The organism is uncultured Victivallis sp., from assembly GCF_944391105.1.
Taxonomy (GTDB): Bacteria; Verrucomicrobiota; Lentisphaeria; order Victivallales; family Victivallaceae; genus Victivallis.
The window spans coordinates 19,974-38,246 of sequence record NZ_CALXSK010000004.1 but is presented as its reverse complement, the minus strand read 5'-3'; the positions used below and the strand labels follow the sequence as shown (position 1 = coordinate 38,246).

Sequence of the window (18,273 nt, the reverse complement as noted above, 5' to 3'; positions counted from 1 at the left end):
TCTTTATTCCCCCTTCCTCGTGATCGTCTTCATGACCCGAGCAGCCTCTTCCCTGGAGATCGTCCCCTCGTTGACCAGCTGCTCGAGCCCTTCGATCAGCCCGGAACCGTCCGCCCCGGCGACCTTCTGACGCAGCAGATCGACCGTGACCCCCTGGGTTTCAAGCACGCTGCCGAGCAGCCGGCGATCCGGAAGATCGAAGACCGCCACAAGACCACCGCCGTTTTTGCGCGCAAGCGCCTGGCTGAGCAGGCAGACGGGCATCCCGGCGAACATCCGCGGCGTGATCTCCCACTTTTCGAATTTCGCAAACGCCTCCAGCGGCGTCGCGCAGTCGATCTGCGCGATCACAAGGTGACCGCTCCGGGCGAAGCCGATTGCGATTCCCGCGCTCTCCGGATCGGAGAGAGAACCGATTGCAAGCGTATCGGCTCCATTGTTGATCGCACTGGTCAGTAGTTTCGACAGCGTCTTTCCCCCATATGGATCAACCTCATACTGAGCGGCATGGCTGAGTTTGAGCTCGATCGGATTTTCGAACGTGGCGATTCGCCGCCCCGCCATTTCCGGAGAGAGCAAAAGCGCATACAGAGTCGAGGTCCGCCCGCTGCCGGGCCGGCCGAGCAACAGAACAAGTCCATGCCCTTCCGCAAGCAACGAACGCAATTCGGCAAGCTCCGTCCCCGGAATGCCGAGTCCGTCGAGCGACGGAACATGATCGAGCATCCCGAGCCGGATCATGAGCTGTTCGCCCGCCGCGGCCCGGGAACTCGTGACGTGACAATAGACCCCCGCCTCCTCCGTGCGCGCAAAAAAGCCGCCGTTCTGCATGCTGCGCCGCTCGCCGATCACCAGATTCGCCGCATGCTTAAACGCCGTGACCAGACTGCCGCCGGGCAGACAGCCGAGATGAACCGTCCGCTCCTCCGCACTGTTGATCCGGAAATAGACGTCATACTCCCCGTCTTCATCCGGACGGATCATGATCCGTTCAGCTCCGCGTTTGAGCGCATCTTCGATCAGCCCGTAGGCGAGCGTCATCGCTTCGACCGAGGCGGGCTTGGTGTCGACCGGGACGATCGGCTCACGGCTGTTCCGGTCGAGCAGCTCGAACGGCGGCGGTTCATCCTTCTTTCTCTTCTTCGACCCCGACCGGGCCGAGAAAAGCTGCTCCGGAGTCACCTCCTCCACACTGCGGTTCGCAATTTGCTGCGAGATCCAGAAATAAAGCAGTGCGGCAGGCCCGAAAAAGAGTGCGGCCAGATTCAGCCATGGTCTCCCCTTCTCATTCTCCCCGGAACGTGCCTCGATGAAGTCAAGCGTGTAGACTCCGGCAAAGATCCAGGCCAGCAGAATCAGTATCAAAATCAAGTTATAACACACGTCTTCCTCCCTTCCCGCGCAACCCTGCACGGAAGTGTTTTTACAGAGCATAAAAAAAATACCGCATTTTCGTTTTATTTGCAACCCTCACACCGAAAAAACTTCCGAATAACCGGCTTTTTTCGGAAAAAATATGGAAAACTCCGGTGAAAATGAAAAAAAAATCGCTTTTTTTTCGTTTCCGGGGGAGCATTTTCGCAAAAATGGGTTAAATTACTGTAAATCTGTACAGGAACGTACAAACTCAACCAATAGAGAGTGGAAGAATGGGCAACCTTAAGAAGAAACGGCGTAAAAAGATCGCCAAGCACAAGCGGAAGAAGCAGCTGAAACTGCTGCGGCACAAGAAGAAGTAATCTTTTTCGATGCCAGCTGCGCCCGATTCCGGTTGTCTTCGTTCGCGATCGACTGGAGCCGGGCGTGTGTTTTTTTGAGGAGCGGGGGAATCCGGATTCTCCGCCGAACTCCAACCGATAACAGGAATGGGCCATGAAAATTTCAATTCAATTCATGCTTGTGTGCGCTCTGGCCGGGAGTCTGTCGCTCCCCGGAGCCGAAATCGCGTCCGACACCACCGCTGATCCCGCATCCCCGGCCGTCGCGACAAAATTCTCCGCCGCCGCGGAAGCCAGAGTCCGGGCCATTGAAAACTTCATGAGCGCCACCAAAAGCCGGAATCGCGACGAACGCTTCAACCTCCTGCTCGAAGTGCTCAAGGACGATCCGGGAACGATTCCGGCACGCAACTACATCCGCGGAATGGTCGAAACCCGGGCCGACGCCCGCAAAGTCGCCGACCGGCTGCTCGAACTCTCACGCCGCCATCCGGAACAGCTCGGGCTCGCCGTCCTCGCGGCCCAGATGAATTATGTCGCGAACACGGTTCCCGCCGAATATCTCGACGACATCAGCAATGCCCTTGCGGAAGTATCCGACCCGGCCAAGCTCCCGAACGAGGAGCTGAACGAATATTACAACCTCATTAACATCTACTCCTCCGCCCTCAAGCAGGCGCGCGATTACCGCGAAGGAACGAACTATTTCGCCACGGAACTAGACCGCGAGCCATCCCCCTACCGTTCGACCCTCCTGCGGTTCGCGGTTGATTTTGAATATTTCTTCTCGAAACTCGGAAACCGGGAGAGCCGCTGGTTCGGGCTCGCCGACAGCGACCGGGAAAAGGCCGCCAGACGATTTGAGGAACTGTTTGCCGAACTTGAGGAGCTTGAAAAGAACGCCACCGGGGAAGAGGCCGATCGCGACATCGACTTTTTCCTCGCCGTCGGCAAACCGGAAGCCGCTCTGAACATGGCGGAGAAGCTCGTGAAGGCCAATCCTTCTCCGCAGAACGAAACCCGGTTCGCCTACACTGCCATCGCAGCGAAAAAGTTCGACCTCGTTCCACCGATCGTCGAAAAACTTTCGAAACTTGACGGCTGGAAAGGTGTTTCGCAGCTCATCTCCATCAACAGCCTTCTCGCCCAGGAGAAATACGATGAGGCGGAAAAAGAGATTCAGCAGTTGAAGGTTCCGATCGCCCGCGATGAGTTCATGCTCAAACTCCACACCGCGAAAAAAGATTACAAAGCCATGCGCGATGAACTCGACGGCATGGAAAAACGGCTTTCGCCGGATGTGGACGTCGACCTCGCCAACGCACTGCGTCAGCTCGTCGTCGCCGAAAAACTCCGTGACGTCGAACTCCTGAACCGCATCTGGAAACTGCTCGTCGACACGAAACAGATCGAATCGACCGACGCGGCCAATTCGGTCGGCTATGTCGCAGCCGAACTGAACGTCCGGCTCGACGAGGCGAAGGCTCTGATCGAGTCGGCCCTCAAGGGAGAACCCGACAACTACGCCTTCCTCGACAGCATGGCCTGGGTACTTTACCGGCAGGGAAAATACGCCGAGGCCGAGGAGTACATCAATCAGGCGCTGCGCGCATCAGAACAGGAGATGGCCCGAGGCGTGATCTTCGAGCATCAGGGAGACATCCTCCTCAAGCTCGGCCGTAAATCCGAGGCGCTTGCGGCCTACCGCGAAGCGATGGACTACTCCGGGGACGACGATTTCGATCCGGAGCGCGTCGAAGAGAAAATCCGTCAGCTGGAGTAGTTGTCTTGGCTGCCATTCCCCAGAAACCGTTCCTCGCAGGATCTCTGCGTGAAGATTTCGCCGCCTGGTGCGTGAAGGAGTGCACCGTGAAGTTCCGGGCGAACCAGATCGCCGAATGGATCTATCGCCACGACGTGCTCGACCCGATGGAGATGAAGAATCTGCCGCTGCCGCTGCGCGGCGCGTTGAAAACAGACTTTCTCGCACCGGGCAGTTCAATCGCGCAGACCGTGACCGCCCCCGACGGAACCGAAAAACTGCTGATTGAGCTCCACGATGGCGAAACGGTGGAGATGGTGTTGATTCCGGGGCGCGAAGAGCGGTTGACCTTCTGTCTCTCCACGCAGGTCGGCTGCCCGGTCGGCTGCCTCTTCTGCGCGAGCGGACGGGACGGACTGATCCGGAATCTCGCCGCCGGAGAGATCATCGAAGAGTTCCTGCTCGGCAGCAAACGGGCCGGACGGCGGCCCGACAGCATCGTTTTCATGGGAATCGGGGAGGGGCTGCTGAATTTTCATGAACTTTCGAAGGCGCTGCATGTGCTGACCTCCCCCGATTACATCGGCATGTCGCCACGCCGGATCACCGTCTCCACGAGCGGTTATGTGCCCGGGATGCTGAAGTTCGCCGAACTCGGCAGGGAGTTCACGCTTGCGATTTCGCTGCACGCACCGGACGACGAGACCCGGGCGCGCATCATTCCGGACAAAGTGCGTTACCCGATCGCCGAAATCATGGCCGCCGCCGACCGCTACCTCGAAACCGCCGGACGGATGGTCACGATCGAATACACGCTGCTCGCGGGCATCAACGATTCTCATGAGGCGGCCGTCAAACTCGCGCGCCTTGCGCGGGCACACCATGCGAAGGTGAATCTGATCCCCTACAACGCGACCGACTCCCGGTTTCAACGTCCCTCACGCCAGGTGATTGAAGAGTTTGAAAGGACTGTCTTCGACGCAGGCGCCCATGTCACGCTGCGAACCGAACGCGGGTTCGAGAGTTCCGCCGCGTGCGGCCAGCTGCGCGCAAAATCCCGTCACTGATTCCGAAACCGGAAAAATCCCGCCCGGAGAGTGAGCTTCCGGAGAGACGTCAGGTCACAAACAGATACAAAATTCGCGTTTCCGTCCATTCCGTTCGGGGAAAAAGCGGTTATAGTGGAGTCAGATACAACTCGAACCCGACAGGAGGAGGCCCCATGGAACGCACGGATCAGAACTACCGTATTGCAAACGAGATTTACGCCGGCTGCGGAGTCGACACCGAACAGGCCATGCGCGAACTGGAAACGATTCCGCTTTCGATCCACGCCTGGCAGGGGGACGACGTACAGGGATTTGAAGGGACGGGGCATGCGCTCACGGGGGGCTGCCTCGTTTCCGGAAATTATCCCGGCTGCGCCCGTAACTCGGAGGAGCTGCGCGGCGACCTCGACGTGGCGCTTTTGCTGATTCCCGGCAGCCACCGGATCTGCCTGCAGGGTCATGAGATCGACCGTGCCGTTCCCGGGGTCGATCGTGACGCATTCACGATCGAACAGTTTTCCGGCTGGCTCGCATGGGCGGAGGCGAAGAAGCTCGGTCTCGACATCGCTCCGGCATTTTACTCGCATCCGAAGCTCGATCACGGTCTTTCCCTTTCGCATCCCGACGCCGGGATCCGCCGCTTCTGGATCGATCATGCCAAATCGATCCGTCGCATCGGCGCGGAGTTCGGACGGGTGCTCGGCACGCCTGCAGTCTGCAACGAATGGGTTCCGGACGGTTTCAAGGACACTCCCGCAGACCGGGTTGCGCCGCGCGAACGACTGCGGGAATCGCTCGACGAAATCTTCGCGGACGAACTCCCGGAGACGTTGCTGCTCGACGCGGTCGAGTCGAAACTCTTCGGAATCGGCGCGGAGTCCTTCACCGTCGGTTCTCATGACTTCTACCTCTCCTACGCTGCAAAACGGGGAAAATTGATCTGCCTCGACTCCGGCCACTTCCACCCGACCGAGTCGATCGGGGACAAGCTCTCGGCCCTCGCCGTGATGCAGAACCGAATCCTGCTGCATGTGAGCCGTGGCGTCCGCTGGGACAGCGACCACGTGCTCGTGATGAACGACGAACTGCTCTCCATCGCCCGAGAAACCGTCCGCTGCCGGGACGCCGGAGCGGAAATCCATATCGGACTTGACTACTTCGATGCGAGCATCAACCGCATCGCCGCCTGGGTCATCGGCGCACGGAACATGCAGAAGGCGCTGCTCCGCGGACTGCTCGAACCATTCAGCCGTCTGCAAAAATGCGAGGAAACCTGGGATTTCACCGCACGTCTCGCCCTCCAGGAGGAGTCGCGCGCGCTCCCATGGGGTGCGGTTTGGGAAGAGTTCTGCCGCCGTCACGACGTGCCGGCCGACCGCGATTTCATGGCGGAGATCCGGAATTACGAACGCGAGATCACGCTCCTGCGGAACTGATCCCCATCGCGTGTTCAGTTGTTGTTGAGAAAAACGAGCGCCTCGGCATCTCCCGCAGCGGCGGCCGCTTCGAGGAGCCGGGAGCCTTCCGCCGTGTCCTTTTCGACGCCGTTCCCGGTCAGCAGACAGATCCCGAGCTCCCGAAGCGCATCGAGCTGTCCGGATGCGGTCGCCGTCTTGAACCAGAACACCGCACCGGCGGCATCGGGCTCCATGCCGATTCCCTTCAAATGGCAGCGCCCGAACGCGTACTGGGCATCGGGATCTCCTCCGCGCGCGGCAATGCCGTAAAACTCTGCGGCGCGGACCGGATTGACCGCCATCCCGAGTCCGAGCTCGGCACACCGGCCGAGACGGACCGCCGCCGGCAAATAACCTGATTCATACGATCTACGATACAACGCCAGCGCCTCCGGGAGCGAAGAAGCGACCATATCGCCATTCAGATAATAATCGCCGAGCCGCAGCAGTGCGCGCGGTTCCCCGGCCGCGGCCGCCTCTTTCACAAGCGCGAAAGCACGTTCCGGATCGTACTTGACCCCCTGCCCGTATTCATATGCGGAAGCGAGATAGACCTTCGCCTCGTTGCTGCCCAGCCCGGCGGCACGCTCCCAGCACGCGACCGCCCCGGCCTGATCGCCGGGGCCGCCGATCGCATCACGACAGCAGACCGCCAGCAGCAGCAGCGAATCGACGTCTCCGGCTTTCGCCGCCGACTGAAGCAGTTTCCGCGCCTCTTCGCCGCTTGTTTCACGATCGGCACGATCCGCGAGGACCAGTCTCCCGAACTCGCGCGCGGCCGGAAGATAACCGGTCTGCGCCAGCTCCCGCAGCATGCGAAATGCGGCAGCGCGATCCGCCGGGACTCCTTTGAGCACCTCTTTTTCAAGGTGTTCATCCGGCACGCCCGCCGCCAGCAGCAGTCCGAGCCGCAGCCTGGCTTCCGGCACGCCCGCCTTCGCCGCCCGGCCGAACCAGTCGAAGGCGTGGATGAGGCTCGGACGATCGACGCCCCACCCCTTCTCGTAGCAGACGCCGAGGTTGTAAGCCCCCTCTCCGCTCCCCTGCTCAGCCGCCTTGCGGTACCAGTAGACCGCAAGCACAGGATTGCGCGGCCGCGTCTCCGTGCCGAAGAAGAACTCCGAAGCCAGTTTCAACTGGGAGGCGACCTTTCCCGCAAGCGCCTCCTGCCGCAACGGATCCTCCGGCTGCGCCTTCTCCTCCGCAGGAAGCAGCAGACAGAAAAACAGCGGAACAAATGCCGCTAGCCAGTGTGACCGCCGTACCATCGTTCCGCCATTTCCGCCGTCTGCCGGAGAATCCCGGCTTATTTTTCGCCGTTCTTCTTGAGCGCCTCGACCTCGGCCTTGAGCGCCTCAAATTTCTTCTGGAGCTTCTCGAAGCGGCTCGGAAGCGTGTGCCGCGCCATGAACTCGCGCTGCGACTCCGCCGGAGTTCCGAGCGCAATCGCTCCGGCCGGCAGACTCTTGACCACACCGCTCGTTCCGGCCACCTGCACGCCGTCGCCGATCGTGATGTGACCGTTGATACCGGCTTTCGCACCGAGAACAACCCCGCGTCCGAGCTCGGCGCTGCCCGCGATTCCGCACTGCGCCACCAGAATCGAGCTCTCGCCGATCACCACGTTGTGAGCGATCATGACCTGATCGTCGACCTTAACATTGCTCTTGATCCAGGTGCGGCCGAAACGGGCGCGGTCGACAGTCGTATTCGCGCCGAGTTCCACGTCGTCATCGATCTGAACCACACCGGTCTGCGGCACCTTCACAAGCCCCTGCGGGCCGGGAACGAACCCGAATCCGTCCGCACCGATCACCACGCCGGGATGCAGAATGCACTTGCGCCCGATCGTACAGCGGTACATCACCGTCACATTCGGATAAAGAATCGTACCGGCTCCGATCTTAACCCGGTGACCGAGGTAGCAGCCCGCGCCGATCACCGCGCCGTCGCCGATTTCAACGCCGGACTCCACCACTGCGTTCGCGCCGATGCTGACCCCCTGACCGAGCTTCACATCAGCAGCCACCACCGCCGAGGGGTGCACGCCCGGCTCGAACGCCGGAGGTTCCTCCGCAAAGAGCGCCACAACCTTCGCAAACGCATAATCGACATGTTCGGTCACGATCAGCGTATATTTGTCATTCGCCGCGGAGGCAAGATCAGGGCAGACCAGAATCACGCCCGCTCCGGTCGTCTCAAGCTGATGTTCGTAACGCTTGTTGCCGATGAAGGAGAGCTGATCCTCCTTCGCCTCCCGGATTCCGGCCACGCTGTTGACGACCCGGTCGGGATTCCCGACGATCGTGCCCTTGACCATTTCGGCGATTTGTCCGGCCGTGAGCGTAACTTGCTTCATAATGCCTCCAGTGTTTCTCTCTTTTCCCTGCGGGATATTAAAAATCTGAAATCAATCCATAACCGCACGCGTTCCGGCGCACGGATTCCATTCTCAAGGCTTTGCGGTCGCCGGAGCGGCCTCTTCCTTCTTTTCCCCGGCTCCGGTCTCCTGCGTCTCCGAGGAAACGCTCTTCGTGCGGTTCAATTCGCGAATCACAACTTCGGTCAAATCGCACGACGCGGGGAAACGCAGCACCAGCGGCTGGTCGTTCAACGTCTTGCCGGAGGAGTCGAAAATGAAGTTGAATCCCTCGGCCGCCGCCCGCCGGTCGACCTCCCTGTAGATGTCGGCCATGATCTCCTCGCGCTTTTTCTGCTCGATCTCCCGCATGGTCCGGGTGCGCTCGGCCGCATAAAGCTGAAGTTCCGCCTCCTTGGCGGCGACTTCACGCGCCTTCACGACCGCCTCGGAAGCGAACTTTGTGCGCTCCGTCTCCGAAAGCGCGGGATTCTGGGCGTCCGTCCGGAGCTGCTCAGCCTCCCGCTTGAGCTGAATGAGCTGGCTGTTCTGTTTGACGAGATAATTGCGGTATACTTCGGCCTGCTGCTTGATGGCATCCTCGGCGATCCGGCTCTTGTAATACTCCCGGAACACTTTTTCGAGATTCACCACCGCGAACCGCTGCGTCTCAGCCGCGGCCGACACGACCGAAACAAGCGCGAACAAAATCAGCAGTTTCCCGAACATCCGCTTCATGAGGCTCAGTTCCCCGAATAATTCGGTGCATCCTTGATCATCGTCACATCGTGCGGATGCGCCTCGCGCAGCCCCGCCGCCGTGACCCGGACCATCTTCGCCTTGCGCTGAAACTCCGGAACCGTGCGCGCCCCGCAGTAGCCGAACGAGTAACGCAGCCCGCCGACAAACTGAATAATCACGTTCGCAACCGGCCCGCGGAACGGAACCATTCCCTCGATCCCCTGCGGAACGAGCTTCGCGTCGTCATCGACGTCGTCCTGACCGTAGCGCTCGCGGCTGCCCTTACCGGTCTTCATCGCCGCGAGGCTGCCCATGCCGCGGTAGATCACATAGCTGCGCCCCTGATGCAGCGTCACTTCACCGGTGCTCTCGGTCGTACCGGCGAGAACCGAACCCATCATCACGCAGGATGCGCCGACCGCAATCGCCTTGGCAACATCGCCGGACTGCTTGATCCCGCCGTCCGCAATGACCGGGATGTCCGACGGAACCGCCTTCGCCACCTCGTAGACCGCCGTCACCTGCGGCACACCGACGCCCGCCACGACGCGGGTCGTGCAGATCGAGCCGGGTCCGATGCCGACCTTGATCCCGTCGGCACCCGCGTCGGCCAGCGCTTTGCCCCCCTCCGCCGTCGCAACATTCCCGGCGACGACGTCGACCCGGTCGCCGTACATCTTCTTAAGTTCCTTCACCGATTCGATCACCCCTTTCGAGTGACCGTGCGCGGTGTCGAGCACAAGCACGTCGACTCCGGCATTCACCAGGGCCTCCACCCGCTCGTAGTCATGAGGACCGATTCCGGCGGCGGCACGGAGCTGATGGTGATCATCGCGGTTGTAATCCGGCTCCTCCTTCGAAATCAGCGTCTTCACGTCGAGGAAGCTGTAGAGCCCGGTGAGCCTGCCGTCCTTGTCGACCATCGGAAGTTTGCCGACCTTCTTCTCAAGCATGATCCGGTACGCCTCCTGCATCGAGATGCCGTCCTTCGCAATGACCGGGGTCTTCGTCATCACGTCCCCGATCCGAATGCTGTAATCGGTGAGGAACTTGATGTCGCGCGCGGTGATGATCCCAACGAGTTTCCCGTCGTTGTCGACGATCGGGAAGCCGGAGAACGAATACTTCTTCGCCCGCTTTTCATTCATCATCTCTTCGATGGTCTGATCCGCGTGGAAGACCACCGGCGTGCGGATGATGCCGTTCAGGTAATATTTCACCTTGCGAACTTCATCGGCCTGCCGTTCGATCGAAAGATTCTTGTGAATCACGCCGATGCCGCCGAGGCGGGCCATCGCGATCGCCATCGCGCTCTCGGTGACCGTGTCCATCGCGGCACTGACGAACGGGATGTTCAGCTTGACGTTCCGGGAAAACCGGGTGCTGACATCCGCATCGTGCGGAAGAAAATCCGCGTACTGCGTCACCAGCGAAATGTCGTCGAAAGTGAGACCTTCATACTCAAATGCGGCCATGAATTTGTCAATGTAGCGTTCCATAACTATGCTCTCTCCAATCGGGGGTCTGGAAGATTTGATATAATGTTACTGTGTAATATACATCTTTCCTCCCCCGCTTGCAAGGAGTTTTTTCCGTTTTTTTCGATGGAAACCCTGTTTATTCTGTTGCGTTTGACGAGAAGCTGCGGTATATTGTAAGGTAATGATTTGTGCCCGCATCCGCGGTTCCGCCGCGTGAAGGCGCTTTTTTTATTTGGATGGCCCCGCCCCCGAGTGCGGCCATGTTTCGAGAAGGAGCTTCCGACTGATGAATACCAAGAACTTTTACGTCACCACCCCGATCTATTACGTCAACGACAAACCCCATATCGGTCACGCCTACACGACCGTGCTGGCCGACGTGCTCGCGCGCTACCACCGTTCACTCGGCGACGAAACCTTCTTCCTGACCGGCACCGATGAGCACGGGCAGAAGGTCGAAAAGGCCGCGGCAGCCCGCCACATGGATCCGAAGGCGCACTGCGATGAAACCGTGCAGAGATTTCAGTCGCTCTGGAAACGGCTCGGCATCACGAACGACCGCTACATCCGCACGACCGACGAATATCACAAGGAGGTGGTCCGCAAGATCCTCCAGAATCTCTACGACCGCGGCGAAATCTACAAGGCCGAATACACCGGCTGGTATTGCGTCGGCGATGAACGGTTCTTCACGGAGAAGGATCTCGTCGACGGCAAGTGTCCGGAGTGCGGACGCGAAGTCTCCTCGATCGTCGAATCGAACTACTTCTTCCGCATGAGCAAATACCGCGAATGGCTGATCGACTACATTGAGACCCACCCGGGCTTCATCCAGCCCGCGTTCCGCGCGAACGAGACGCTCGGATTCCTGCGCAAGGGGCTCGGAGACCTCTGCATCAGCCGCCCGAAAGCCCGGCTCTCGTGGGGAATCGAGCTGCCGTTCGATCCGGATTACGTCTGCTACGTCTGGTTCGACGCGCTCATCAACTACATCTCCGGCGTCGGCTATCTCCAGGACGACGCGATGTTCGAAAAGTGGTGGCCCGCGAGCTATCACCTGATCGGCAAGGACATTCTGACCACCCACAGCGTCTACTGGCCGACCATGCTCAAGGCGATCGGCCTGCCGCTGCCAAAGACGATCTTCGCACACGGCTGGTGGCTGACCGGCAATACGAAGATGTCAAAGTCCCTCGGCAACGTCGTGAATCCGATGGACATGGCCGACCGTTGCGGAGTCGACGCGTTCCGCTACTTCCTGATGGCGGAAATGTCCCCGGGCAACGACGCAAACTTCACGGAAGAGGGGTTCGTCACACGTTACAACAGCGATCTGGCCAACGACCTCGGCAACCTGCTCAGCCGCGTCCTCAAAATGACGTTGCGCAACGCGAACGGCACGATCCCGACTCCGGGCGCCCTGACCGCCGACGAGGAAGAACTCAAGCGGGAAGTCGCTTCCGCAATCGACACGATGGAGAGCAGCCTCGCCGCACTGAAGTTCGATCAGGGGCTCGCCGCCGTCATGAACGCCGTCCGCGCGGGAAACCGCTACCTCGAAAAAACCGCACCGTGGACTCTCGCCAAAAAGGGAGAAACCGAACGGCTCAACACCGTGCTCTTCACCGCGGCGGATGCGCTGCGGCAGTTTTCCGTGCTGCTCTACCCGGTCATGCCGGAGAAGATGGCCGAGCTGCGCAAGGCGCTCGGCTACACGGGCGATGAGCTCAACGACGCGAAAATCGCCGACCTGAGAACCCGCCCCTGCGACCTGGCCGGACGGCATGTGCAGGACACCTCCGGGCTCTTCCCGCGCATCGACGTGACCCCGAAAGAGGAGACGCCCGCTCCCGCTCCCAAACCGGCGGACAAGAAGAAAAAGGCCGCTCCCGTCAACGTCTTCGCTCCGATCGGGATCGAGGAGTTTGCGAAAATCGAGCTCCGCACGGCGAAAATCCTCGCGGCGGAAAAGGTCGAAGGAGCGGACAAGCTGCAGAAACTCCAGCTTGACGTCGGCGGGGAAAAACGGCAGATCGTCTCCGGCATCGCCCAGTGGTACACGCCGGAAACGCTGGTCGGGAAAACCATCGTGATCGTCGCCAACCTGAAGCCCGCCGTCATCCGCGGCGTCGAATCGAACGGCATGCTGCTCGCGGCAAAATCCGGCAAGGAGCTCAAGCTCGTCACGATCGACGGGGAATTTGCGAGCGGCGCACAGGTCGGCTGAGCAGTCCGGTTCAGACTGGGGGAAGAGATGTCGTACCGGGATGAATTGACCGCGCTCATGTTGACGTTTCCGCCGGTAATTCTCCGCACGGGATGCGCGGCCCCGCTCAATCGTCGCGGGCGGGACAGGCGAACCACGAAACCGGCTCTGTGCATCCCGGACGTGTTGTCGCCATCCGGGAGTCTCGTCTGCAGGCAGTTTTCCGCTTCCTCTCGACACTCCAACCACCGCTCGCTCTGCCGCAGCAATTCTGGCGAGAGCCCTGCGTACTCTTAGAAAGGAACCATCATGCAGATCGAATACCGCATTCTCAAACACTTCACGCCGGAGGATCTCGCGGCGATGGAACGGCTCTACCGGGAGACCGGCTGGATCGGCCCGGAGGATTCCGCCGAGTTCATCGCCGTCGGCATGGCGAACTCCGCCGTCGCGGTCGGCGCGTATGCGGATGGAAAACTCATCGGTATGGGGCGGGCGCTCTCGGACAACGTCTCTGACGCTTACATCCAGGACATCGCAGTTTCTCCGGAATTCCGGCGGCACGGCATCGGCGGCGGCATCGTGAAAACCATTGTCGCCGCGCTCCGCAGCCGTGGTGTCGACTGGATCGCCCTCGTCGGCGAGCCCGGCACCGAATCGTTCTACCGCAACCTCGGATTTGAACCGAAGCGGGAGTTCACCTTCTGGAAACTCCCGCCGGAAATTCTATAAAAACGTCCCGGCGCATCGATCGCATACGTCGGGACAGTTTTCCTTGATTCATCCCTACTTCCCAGGAACAGGAACCGCATCGGGTCGATGATGCCCGCCCGGAGGCTGCGGCGCGCCGGACGGACGCGACATCCCGTCAGGCGCGCCAGGACCGCCGCGGCGCACAGGGCGGATCGACTCGGCCTCGACAAGCGCTTTTAACACTTCCGGATTGCACTTTACAGCGGAAAATTCACCGGCGAGTTTTGCAAACGTCTCGTTCCGCTTCAGAAGATTCTCATATTCCAGCATCTTCAACTCCGCCTCAGCCAACGCGATCTTGCTTTGCGTATACGCCTTCAGATCGATGCCGCCGCTCTTGTACGCCGCCTCGTCGTACTGCTTGAGCAATTCGCAAAATTTCAGATTCACAAGTGCTTCCACCGCTCCTGCCGAAGAGCGCGACTCCCCCTCCATTCGCATCAACGCGAGGCGGGCAAGAGCCAAATCCCTTTCGGCGACAAAAACATCCCTTATGGAAATCCCGCCGGCCCGGTATCCTCCCTCTGCCAACTTCGCTTCCTGTTCGCGGAGCGAAACGATTTCGCGGAACTTCGCAAGATACGCTTCGGAACGACGCGGCGCACGATTGCGCCCGAATCCTCCCCCGAACCGCCCGCCGCCCGGACCGCCCGGACCGCCGCCGAAACGGGCACCTCCCGGGGCCGGGGCAACGGCAATCACCGGCTTTTCGAAGAGGAAGTGATCATACACGGAGAATCCGAGTGCGATGATCGCGGCCAACAGCGCAACCGCTACGGCATTTTTCTGGCAGAATTCGGAAAATTTCATTTGCGACTCCTTTTGTTTTCCGGCGGAACACGCCCGCCACCGCAAATCCCGTATAATCGATTAACGCACTCCTCTGCCATTTTATTCTGCCGAAAAAACGAAAAAAATAAAAAAACGGGCCGGAAAAAATCCGGTCCGTTCCATCGAAGTTTCACACCGGGAGTCATCGACTCCCGGTTTTCCGCACTTCGGCTCAGCCGAGACGGGCTTCGAGCTCTTCAAGCTGCTTCGAAAGCTCCTCGGGGAGGTGTCCCTCGAACTTCTTGTAGTGCTCCTTGATCATCGCGAGCTCATTCTTCCAGCCCTCGACATCGACCTTCAGGAGCTCTTCCATGTCAGCCTTGGAAACCTGGCCCTCAAGCCCCTTGAGGTCGATCGCATCGACGGTCGGCATGATGCCGATCGCAGTATCCTTGCTCTCGCCCTTGTTGTCGCAGCGGTCAAAGACCCACGCAAGCACACGGCTGTTGTCGCCGAAGCCCGGCCACATGAATTTCCCTTCGGGACTCTTGCGGAACCAGTTGACGCAGAAAATCTTCGGCAGATTGCCCTGCGCCGCGCCCTTCTTGCCGATCTCAAGCCAGTGCTTGAAGTAGTCACCCATGTTGTAGCCGCAGAACGGCAGCATCGCGAACGGGTCGCGGCGGACGGTACCGGCCTTCACGTCGAGCGCAGCGGCGGTCACTTCCGAACCGACCGTCGAACCGATGAAGACACCGTGCTCCCAGCTCTTGGCCTGGTAGACCAGCGGCAGCGTCGAAGGACGGCGGCCGCCGAAGAGGAACGCAGCGATCGGAACGCCGGCAGGATCTTCCCACTCGTCCGCGATCACCGGGCAGTTGCAGGCACGCGCCGTGAAACGGGCGTTCGGGTGAGCGGCCTTGACCGGCTTGCCGTCGGCGTCGACCTGGCCCGGCTTCCAATCCTTGCCCTTCCAGTCGATCAGGTGATCCGGCGCATCGTAGCCGATGCCTTCCCACCAGACGTCGCCGTCATCGGTCAGAGCGACGTTCGTGAAGATCGTATCCTTCGCGCAGGAGAGCATCGCGTTCTTGTTGGACTGCATCGAGGTGCCCGGCGCAACACCGAAGAAACCGGCTTCCGGGTTGATCGCGCGCAGATTGCCGTCCTTGTCGAACTTCATCCAGGCGATGTCGTCGCCGACAGTCTCGACCTTCCAGCCCGGAATGGTCGGGATCAGCATCGCGAGGTTGGTCTTGCCGCAGGCCGACGGGAACGCACCCGTGACATACTTGACTTCGCCCTTCGGATTCGTCAGCTTCAGGATCAGCATGTGCTCGGCCATCCAGCCCTCGTCACGCGCCTGGACGCTCGCGATACGCAGCGCAAGGCACTTCTTGCCGAGCAGCGCGTTGCCGCCGTAACCGGACCCGAACGACCAGATTTCGCGGGTTTCCGGGAAGTGGGCGATGTACTTCTTGTCCATCGGAGCGCACGGCCAGATGCCGTTGTCCGATTCGCCCTCGGCCAGCGGCTTGCCGACCGAGTGGACGCACGGAACGAATTCACCCTTGTCGCCGAGGACTTCGAGCACCTTCGTGCCGACACGGGTCATCACTTCCATGTTGATCACAACGTAGGCGGAGTCGGTGAGCTCAACGCCGATCTTCGCGATGTTCGATCCAACCGGACCCATCGAGAACGGGATGACGTAGAGGGTACGACCCTTCATGCAGCCGTCGTAGAGACCAAGCATGGTCTTCTTGAGTTCTTTCGGGTCGATCCAGTTGTTGGTCGGACCGGCCGCATCCTTCGTTTCGGACGCGATGAAGGTGCGCGCCTCAACACGCGCCACGTCGGACGGATCGGAGCGGAACAGCAGACTGTTCGGCCGCTTCTTCGGATTCAGGCGGATCGCGAGACCGGATTCGACCAGCTCGTTGCAGAGACGGTCATACTCTTCCCGGGAACCGTCGCACCAGTAAACCGCATCCGGCTTACAGATTTCGACCCATTCATTCACCCACTTGACCAATTTTTCATTTTTGGTCGGGATCGCATTCAGCATCTTGGCCATGATTTTTTGCATCCTCCAGTATTGTTGTTTGGGGTTCTTATCTCTGGATAATCTCCAAAATATACACCCGAAACAGGAACGTTTCAAGGATCAATTGCAGGATTTTAGGGGAAATCGGCTCCCGGCGGGAGTCCGGAAAATGTTCTAGTTGGCGAAAAGATTCAGGTGCTGATCCAGATTCTCTTTCGTCACAAGCAAGTATCGAATCCGGAAAGCCTCCCGACGATCCTTCGGAGCCGGGACATCATAACGGGCCTCCGGATTGGAAAGCACCACCGCGAGCACTTTCCCTTTGCGAATCAGTTCCGTCAGACCGGGAATCGGTCCGGAGGGCAGCCCGAGCAGCAACAGCTTCGGCGCACCCTCATTCTGCAACATCCGCAGCGAATCCAGATCGACAGGAAGCCCGATCGTGGAAATCACGACCGATGCGTCGGGATGCTGCTCCACAACCGAATCGAAATCGTCAGCCGTCATGGACATATAAAGCGGCATCGGCATCTCCGAGCGCGCATCGGAAAGATGAATGGTGTCCGGCACTACATTGTTGCTCCCATATCCTTCAATCAGGGTATACGCCAACTGCTTGATGTTCTCATTCCGATAGAAATCGGGATCGACCAGCAACAGAATCTGCTGATCCGGAACCACCTCCTTCAAATAGACTCCGGCCTCATATCCCTGCGAGGCGTAAAACGCCATCTCATTTTCCAGCAGATTGGCGTTGCCGCCGAATTGGCGGTGCCAGAAAAGCGCACCACCGGAAAACACCAGAATTGCGAATGACACCGAAGCCGTCGCAAACAGAAACGCCAGAAGAGTTTTGAAAAATTTTTCCATCTAACCGCAGTCTCTCATTCCAACTCGTCCGATAACCTGGCCTCCCTCCCAGCATCCGAACCATTGCCGTTCCACCTAAGCAGAAACACCACCCGATAGTCTGCTGCACGCTATCCGGTGGTGTCGTTTTTATTTCAGCGAAAACTGATTTTCTCAGTTCGTGAAATTGCCCTTGTACTGCTCCGCATTGTCCTTGGTGACAAGGACGTAACGGATATCAAACGCTTCCATCGGATCGGACGGAGCAGGAACGTCGTACTTGGCTTCCGGACTCGAAATGATCAGGCCGACGATCGCTCCGCTCTGGATGGCAGGCATGATGCCGGGAACAGGGCCGGAGGGCAATCCCATCAGGAACAGCGCCGGACGCTTGTCCGCGGGCTGCTTCATGAACTTCAGATTGTTCGCATCCTGCGGCAGACCGACGGTGGTGACGATCACGCCCACATCCGGGTGCTTTTCCACCATCGCGTCGAAATCCTTCGCCTTCATCATCATGTAGAGCGGCATCGGAGCATCCGCCTGGTTGCCCGGCAGTTCAACCGTATCGACCACAACCTCGCCGCCGTATCCTTCGCGCAGAGCATCGGCAAGCAGTTTCACATTGTCATTCTTCTCGAATCCGGGATCCGCAACCAGAAGAAGTTTCTTGCCGGGCATCGCGGTCTTCAGGAAGTCGCCGGTCTTGGTCCCCTGAGAAGCGTAGAACTTGAGCTCGTTCGCCAGCAGGCTGCTGCGGCCGCCGAACACGTTCAGTTCGTTCAGCAGGAGCCCCGCGCTGATCAGAACAATCACAAACAGAACGAACGCCACTGGCTGAACCGCCGGATTCGTCTTCTGCTTCTTGCTGCAGACAATCATGCCGATCAGAGCAAGAACCATCGCCGCGATATATACATATTGCATACTTTTCCCCTTTGTTTTAAGGTTATACAAGGTATCTGTCTGTTAACTGCCCTCTTTAGTTAAGTTATCGTCACTTTTTGAAAAAGCAAATTATTTTATCATTTTTTTGTTTTTTTTACAATAATTCCCCAGAAAAACCGTTATTCAGGCTCG

General features: G+C 59.4%; 15 protein-coding genes. 6 read left to right on the top strand and 9 right to left on the bottom strand.

The window, feature by feature from the left end; all coding sequences use genetic code 11:
• Positions 1-3: 3 nt before the first annotated feature.
• Positions 4-1,371 (bottom strand): ATPase, T2SS/T4P/T4SS family, encoded by a 1,368-nt coding sequence (locus Q0K10_RS02605; protein ID WP_294502797.1) that lies wholly within the window; start codon positions 1,369-1,371, stop codon positions 4-6.
• A 278-nt stretch (positions 1,372-1,649) separates the two neighbouring features.
• On the opposite strand from Q0K10_RS02605, the gene Q0K10_RS15570 reads away from it, so the two are divergent.
• The 4 genes from Q0K10_RS15570 (at position 1,650) to Q0K10_RS02590 (ending at position 5,965) form a co-directional block, all read left to right on the top strand.
• Positions 1,650-1,739: an AURKAIP1/COX24 domain-containing protein gene (locus Q0K10_RS15570; protein ID WP_106053758.1), complete on the top strand. Its 90-nt coding sequence runs from the start codon at positions 1,650-1,652 to the stop codon at positions 1,737-1,739.
• Between the two features lie 133 nt (positions 1,740-1,872).
• A complete protein-coding gene (locus tag Q0K10_RS02600; RefSeq protein ID WP_294502795.1) occupies positions 1,873-3,501 on the top strand; it encodes a tetratricopeptide repeat protein in 1,629 nt (542 codons plus the stop codon).
• Positions 3,502-3,506: 5 nt separating this feature from the next.
• The gene (gene rlmN, locus Q0K10_RS02595) at positions 3,507-4,547 is read left to right on the top strand and encodes a 23S rRNA (adenine(2503)-C(2))-methyltransferase RlmN (protein WP_294502792.1); all 1,041 of its coding nucleotides are present in this window, start codon (positions 3,507-3,509) and stop codon (positions 4,545-4,547) included.
• A 155-nt stretch (positions 4,548-4,702) separates the two neighbouring features.
• Entirely contained in the window at positions 4,703-5,965 is a 1,263-nt protein-coding gene (locus Q0K10_RS02590) for an L-rhamnose isomerase (RefSeq protein WP_294502790.1), read from the top strand.
• A gap of 14 nt (positions 5,966-5,979) precedes the next feature.
• On the opposite strand, the gene Q0K10_RS02585 is transcribed toward Q0K10_RS02590, so the two are convergent.
• From Q0K10_RS02585 to guaB, 4 genes are all read right to left on the bottom strand, one after another.
• Positions 5,980-7,254, bottom strand: a complete 1,275-nt coding sequence (locus Q0K10_RS02585) for an SEL1-like repeat protein (protein WP_294502788.1) — start codon at positions 7,252-7,254, stop codon at positions 5,980-5,982.
• Between the two features lie 38 nt (positions 7,255-7,292).
• Positions 7,293-8,345, bottom strand: a complete 1,053-nt coding sequence (gene lpxD, locus Q0K10_RS02580) for a UDP-3-O-(3-hydroxymyristoyl)glucosamine N-acyltransferase (protein WP_294502786.1) — start codon at positions 8,343-8,345, stop codon at positions 7,293-7,295.
• A gap of 93 nt (positions 8,346-8,438) precedes the next feature.
• A complete protein-coding gene (locus Q0K10_RS02575; RefSeq protein WP_294502784.1) occupies positions 8,439-9,083 on the bottom strand; it encodes an OmpH family outer membrane protein in 645 nt (214 codons plus the stop codon).
• Between the two features lie 5 nt (positions 9,084-9,088).
• Entirely contained in the window at positions 9,089-10,585 is a 1,497-nt protein-coding gene (gene guaB / locus Q0K10_RS02570; protein WP_294502783.1) for an IMP dehydrogenase, read from the bottom strand.
• A 268-nt stretch (positions 10,586-10,853) separates the two neighbouring features.
• Between guaB and metG the strand changes: the two genes are divergently transcribed.
• Both metG and Q0K10_RS02560 read left to right on the top strand, forming a co-directional pair.
• Positions 10,854-12,794, top strand: coding sequence for a methionine--tRNA ligase (gene metG / locus Q0K10_RS02565; RefSeq protein WP_294502782.1), 1,941 nt, complete (start codon positions 10,854-10,856; stop codon positions 12,792-12,794).
• Between the two features lie 288 nt (positions 12,795-13,082).
• On the top strand, positions 13,083-13,505 hold the full coding sequence (locus tag Q0K10_RS02560) for a GNAT family N-acetyltransferase (protein WP_294502780.1): 423 nt from the start codon (positions 13,083-13,085) through the stop codon (positions 13,503-13,505).
• Between the two features lie 54 nt (positions 13,506-13,559).
• On the opposite strand, the gene Q0K10_RS02555 is transcribed toward Q0K10_RS02560, so the two are convergent.
• From Q0K10_RS02555 to Q0K10_RS02540, 4 genes are all read right to left on the bottom strand, one after another.
• Positions 13,560-14,336 carry a hypothetical protein gene (locus Q0K10_RS02555; protein WP_294502778.1) on the bottom strand — a complete coding sequence of 259 codons (777 nt, stop codon included), beginning with the start codon at positions 14,334-14,336 and terminating at the stop codon, positions 13,560-13,562.
• A gap of 193 nt (positions 14,337-14,529) precedes the next feature.
• Entirely contained in the window at positions 14,530-16,365 is a 1,836-nt protein-coding gene (locus Q0K10_RS02550) for a phosphoenolpyruvate carboxykinase (GTP) (protein WP_366942937.1), read from the bottom strand.
• A 153-nt stretch (positions 16,366-16,518) separates the two neighbouring features.
• Positions 16,519-17,214, bottom strand: coding sequence for a hypothetical protein (locus tag Q0K10_RS02545; protein WP_294502775.1), 696 nt, complete (start codon positions 17,212-17,214; stop codon positions 16,519-16,521).
• Between the two features lie 153 nt (positions 17,215-17,367).
• Positions 17,368-18,120, bottom strand: a complete 753-nt coding sequence (locus Q0K10_RS02540) for a hypothetical protein (RefSeq protein ID WP_294502773.1) — start codon at positions 18,118-18,120, stop codon at positions 17,368-17,370.
• Positions 18,121-18,273 lie beyond the last annotated feature (153 nt).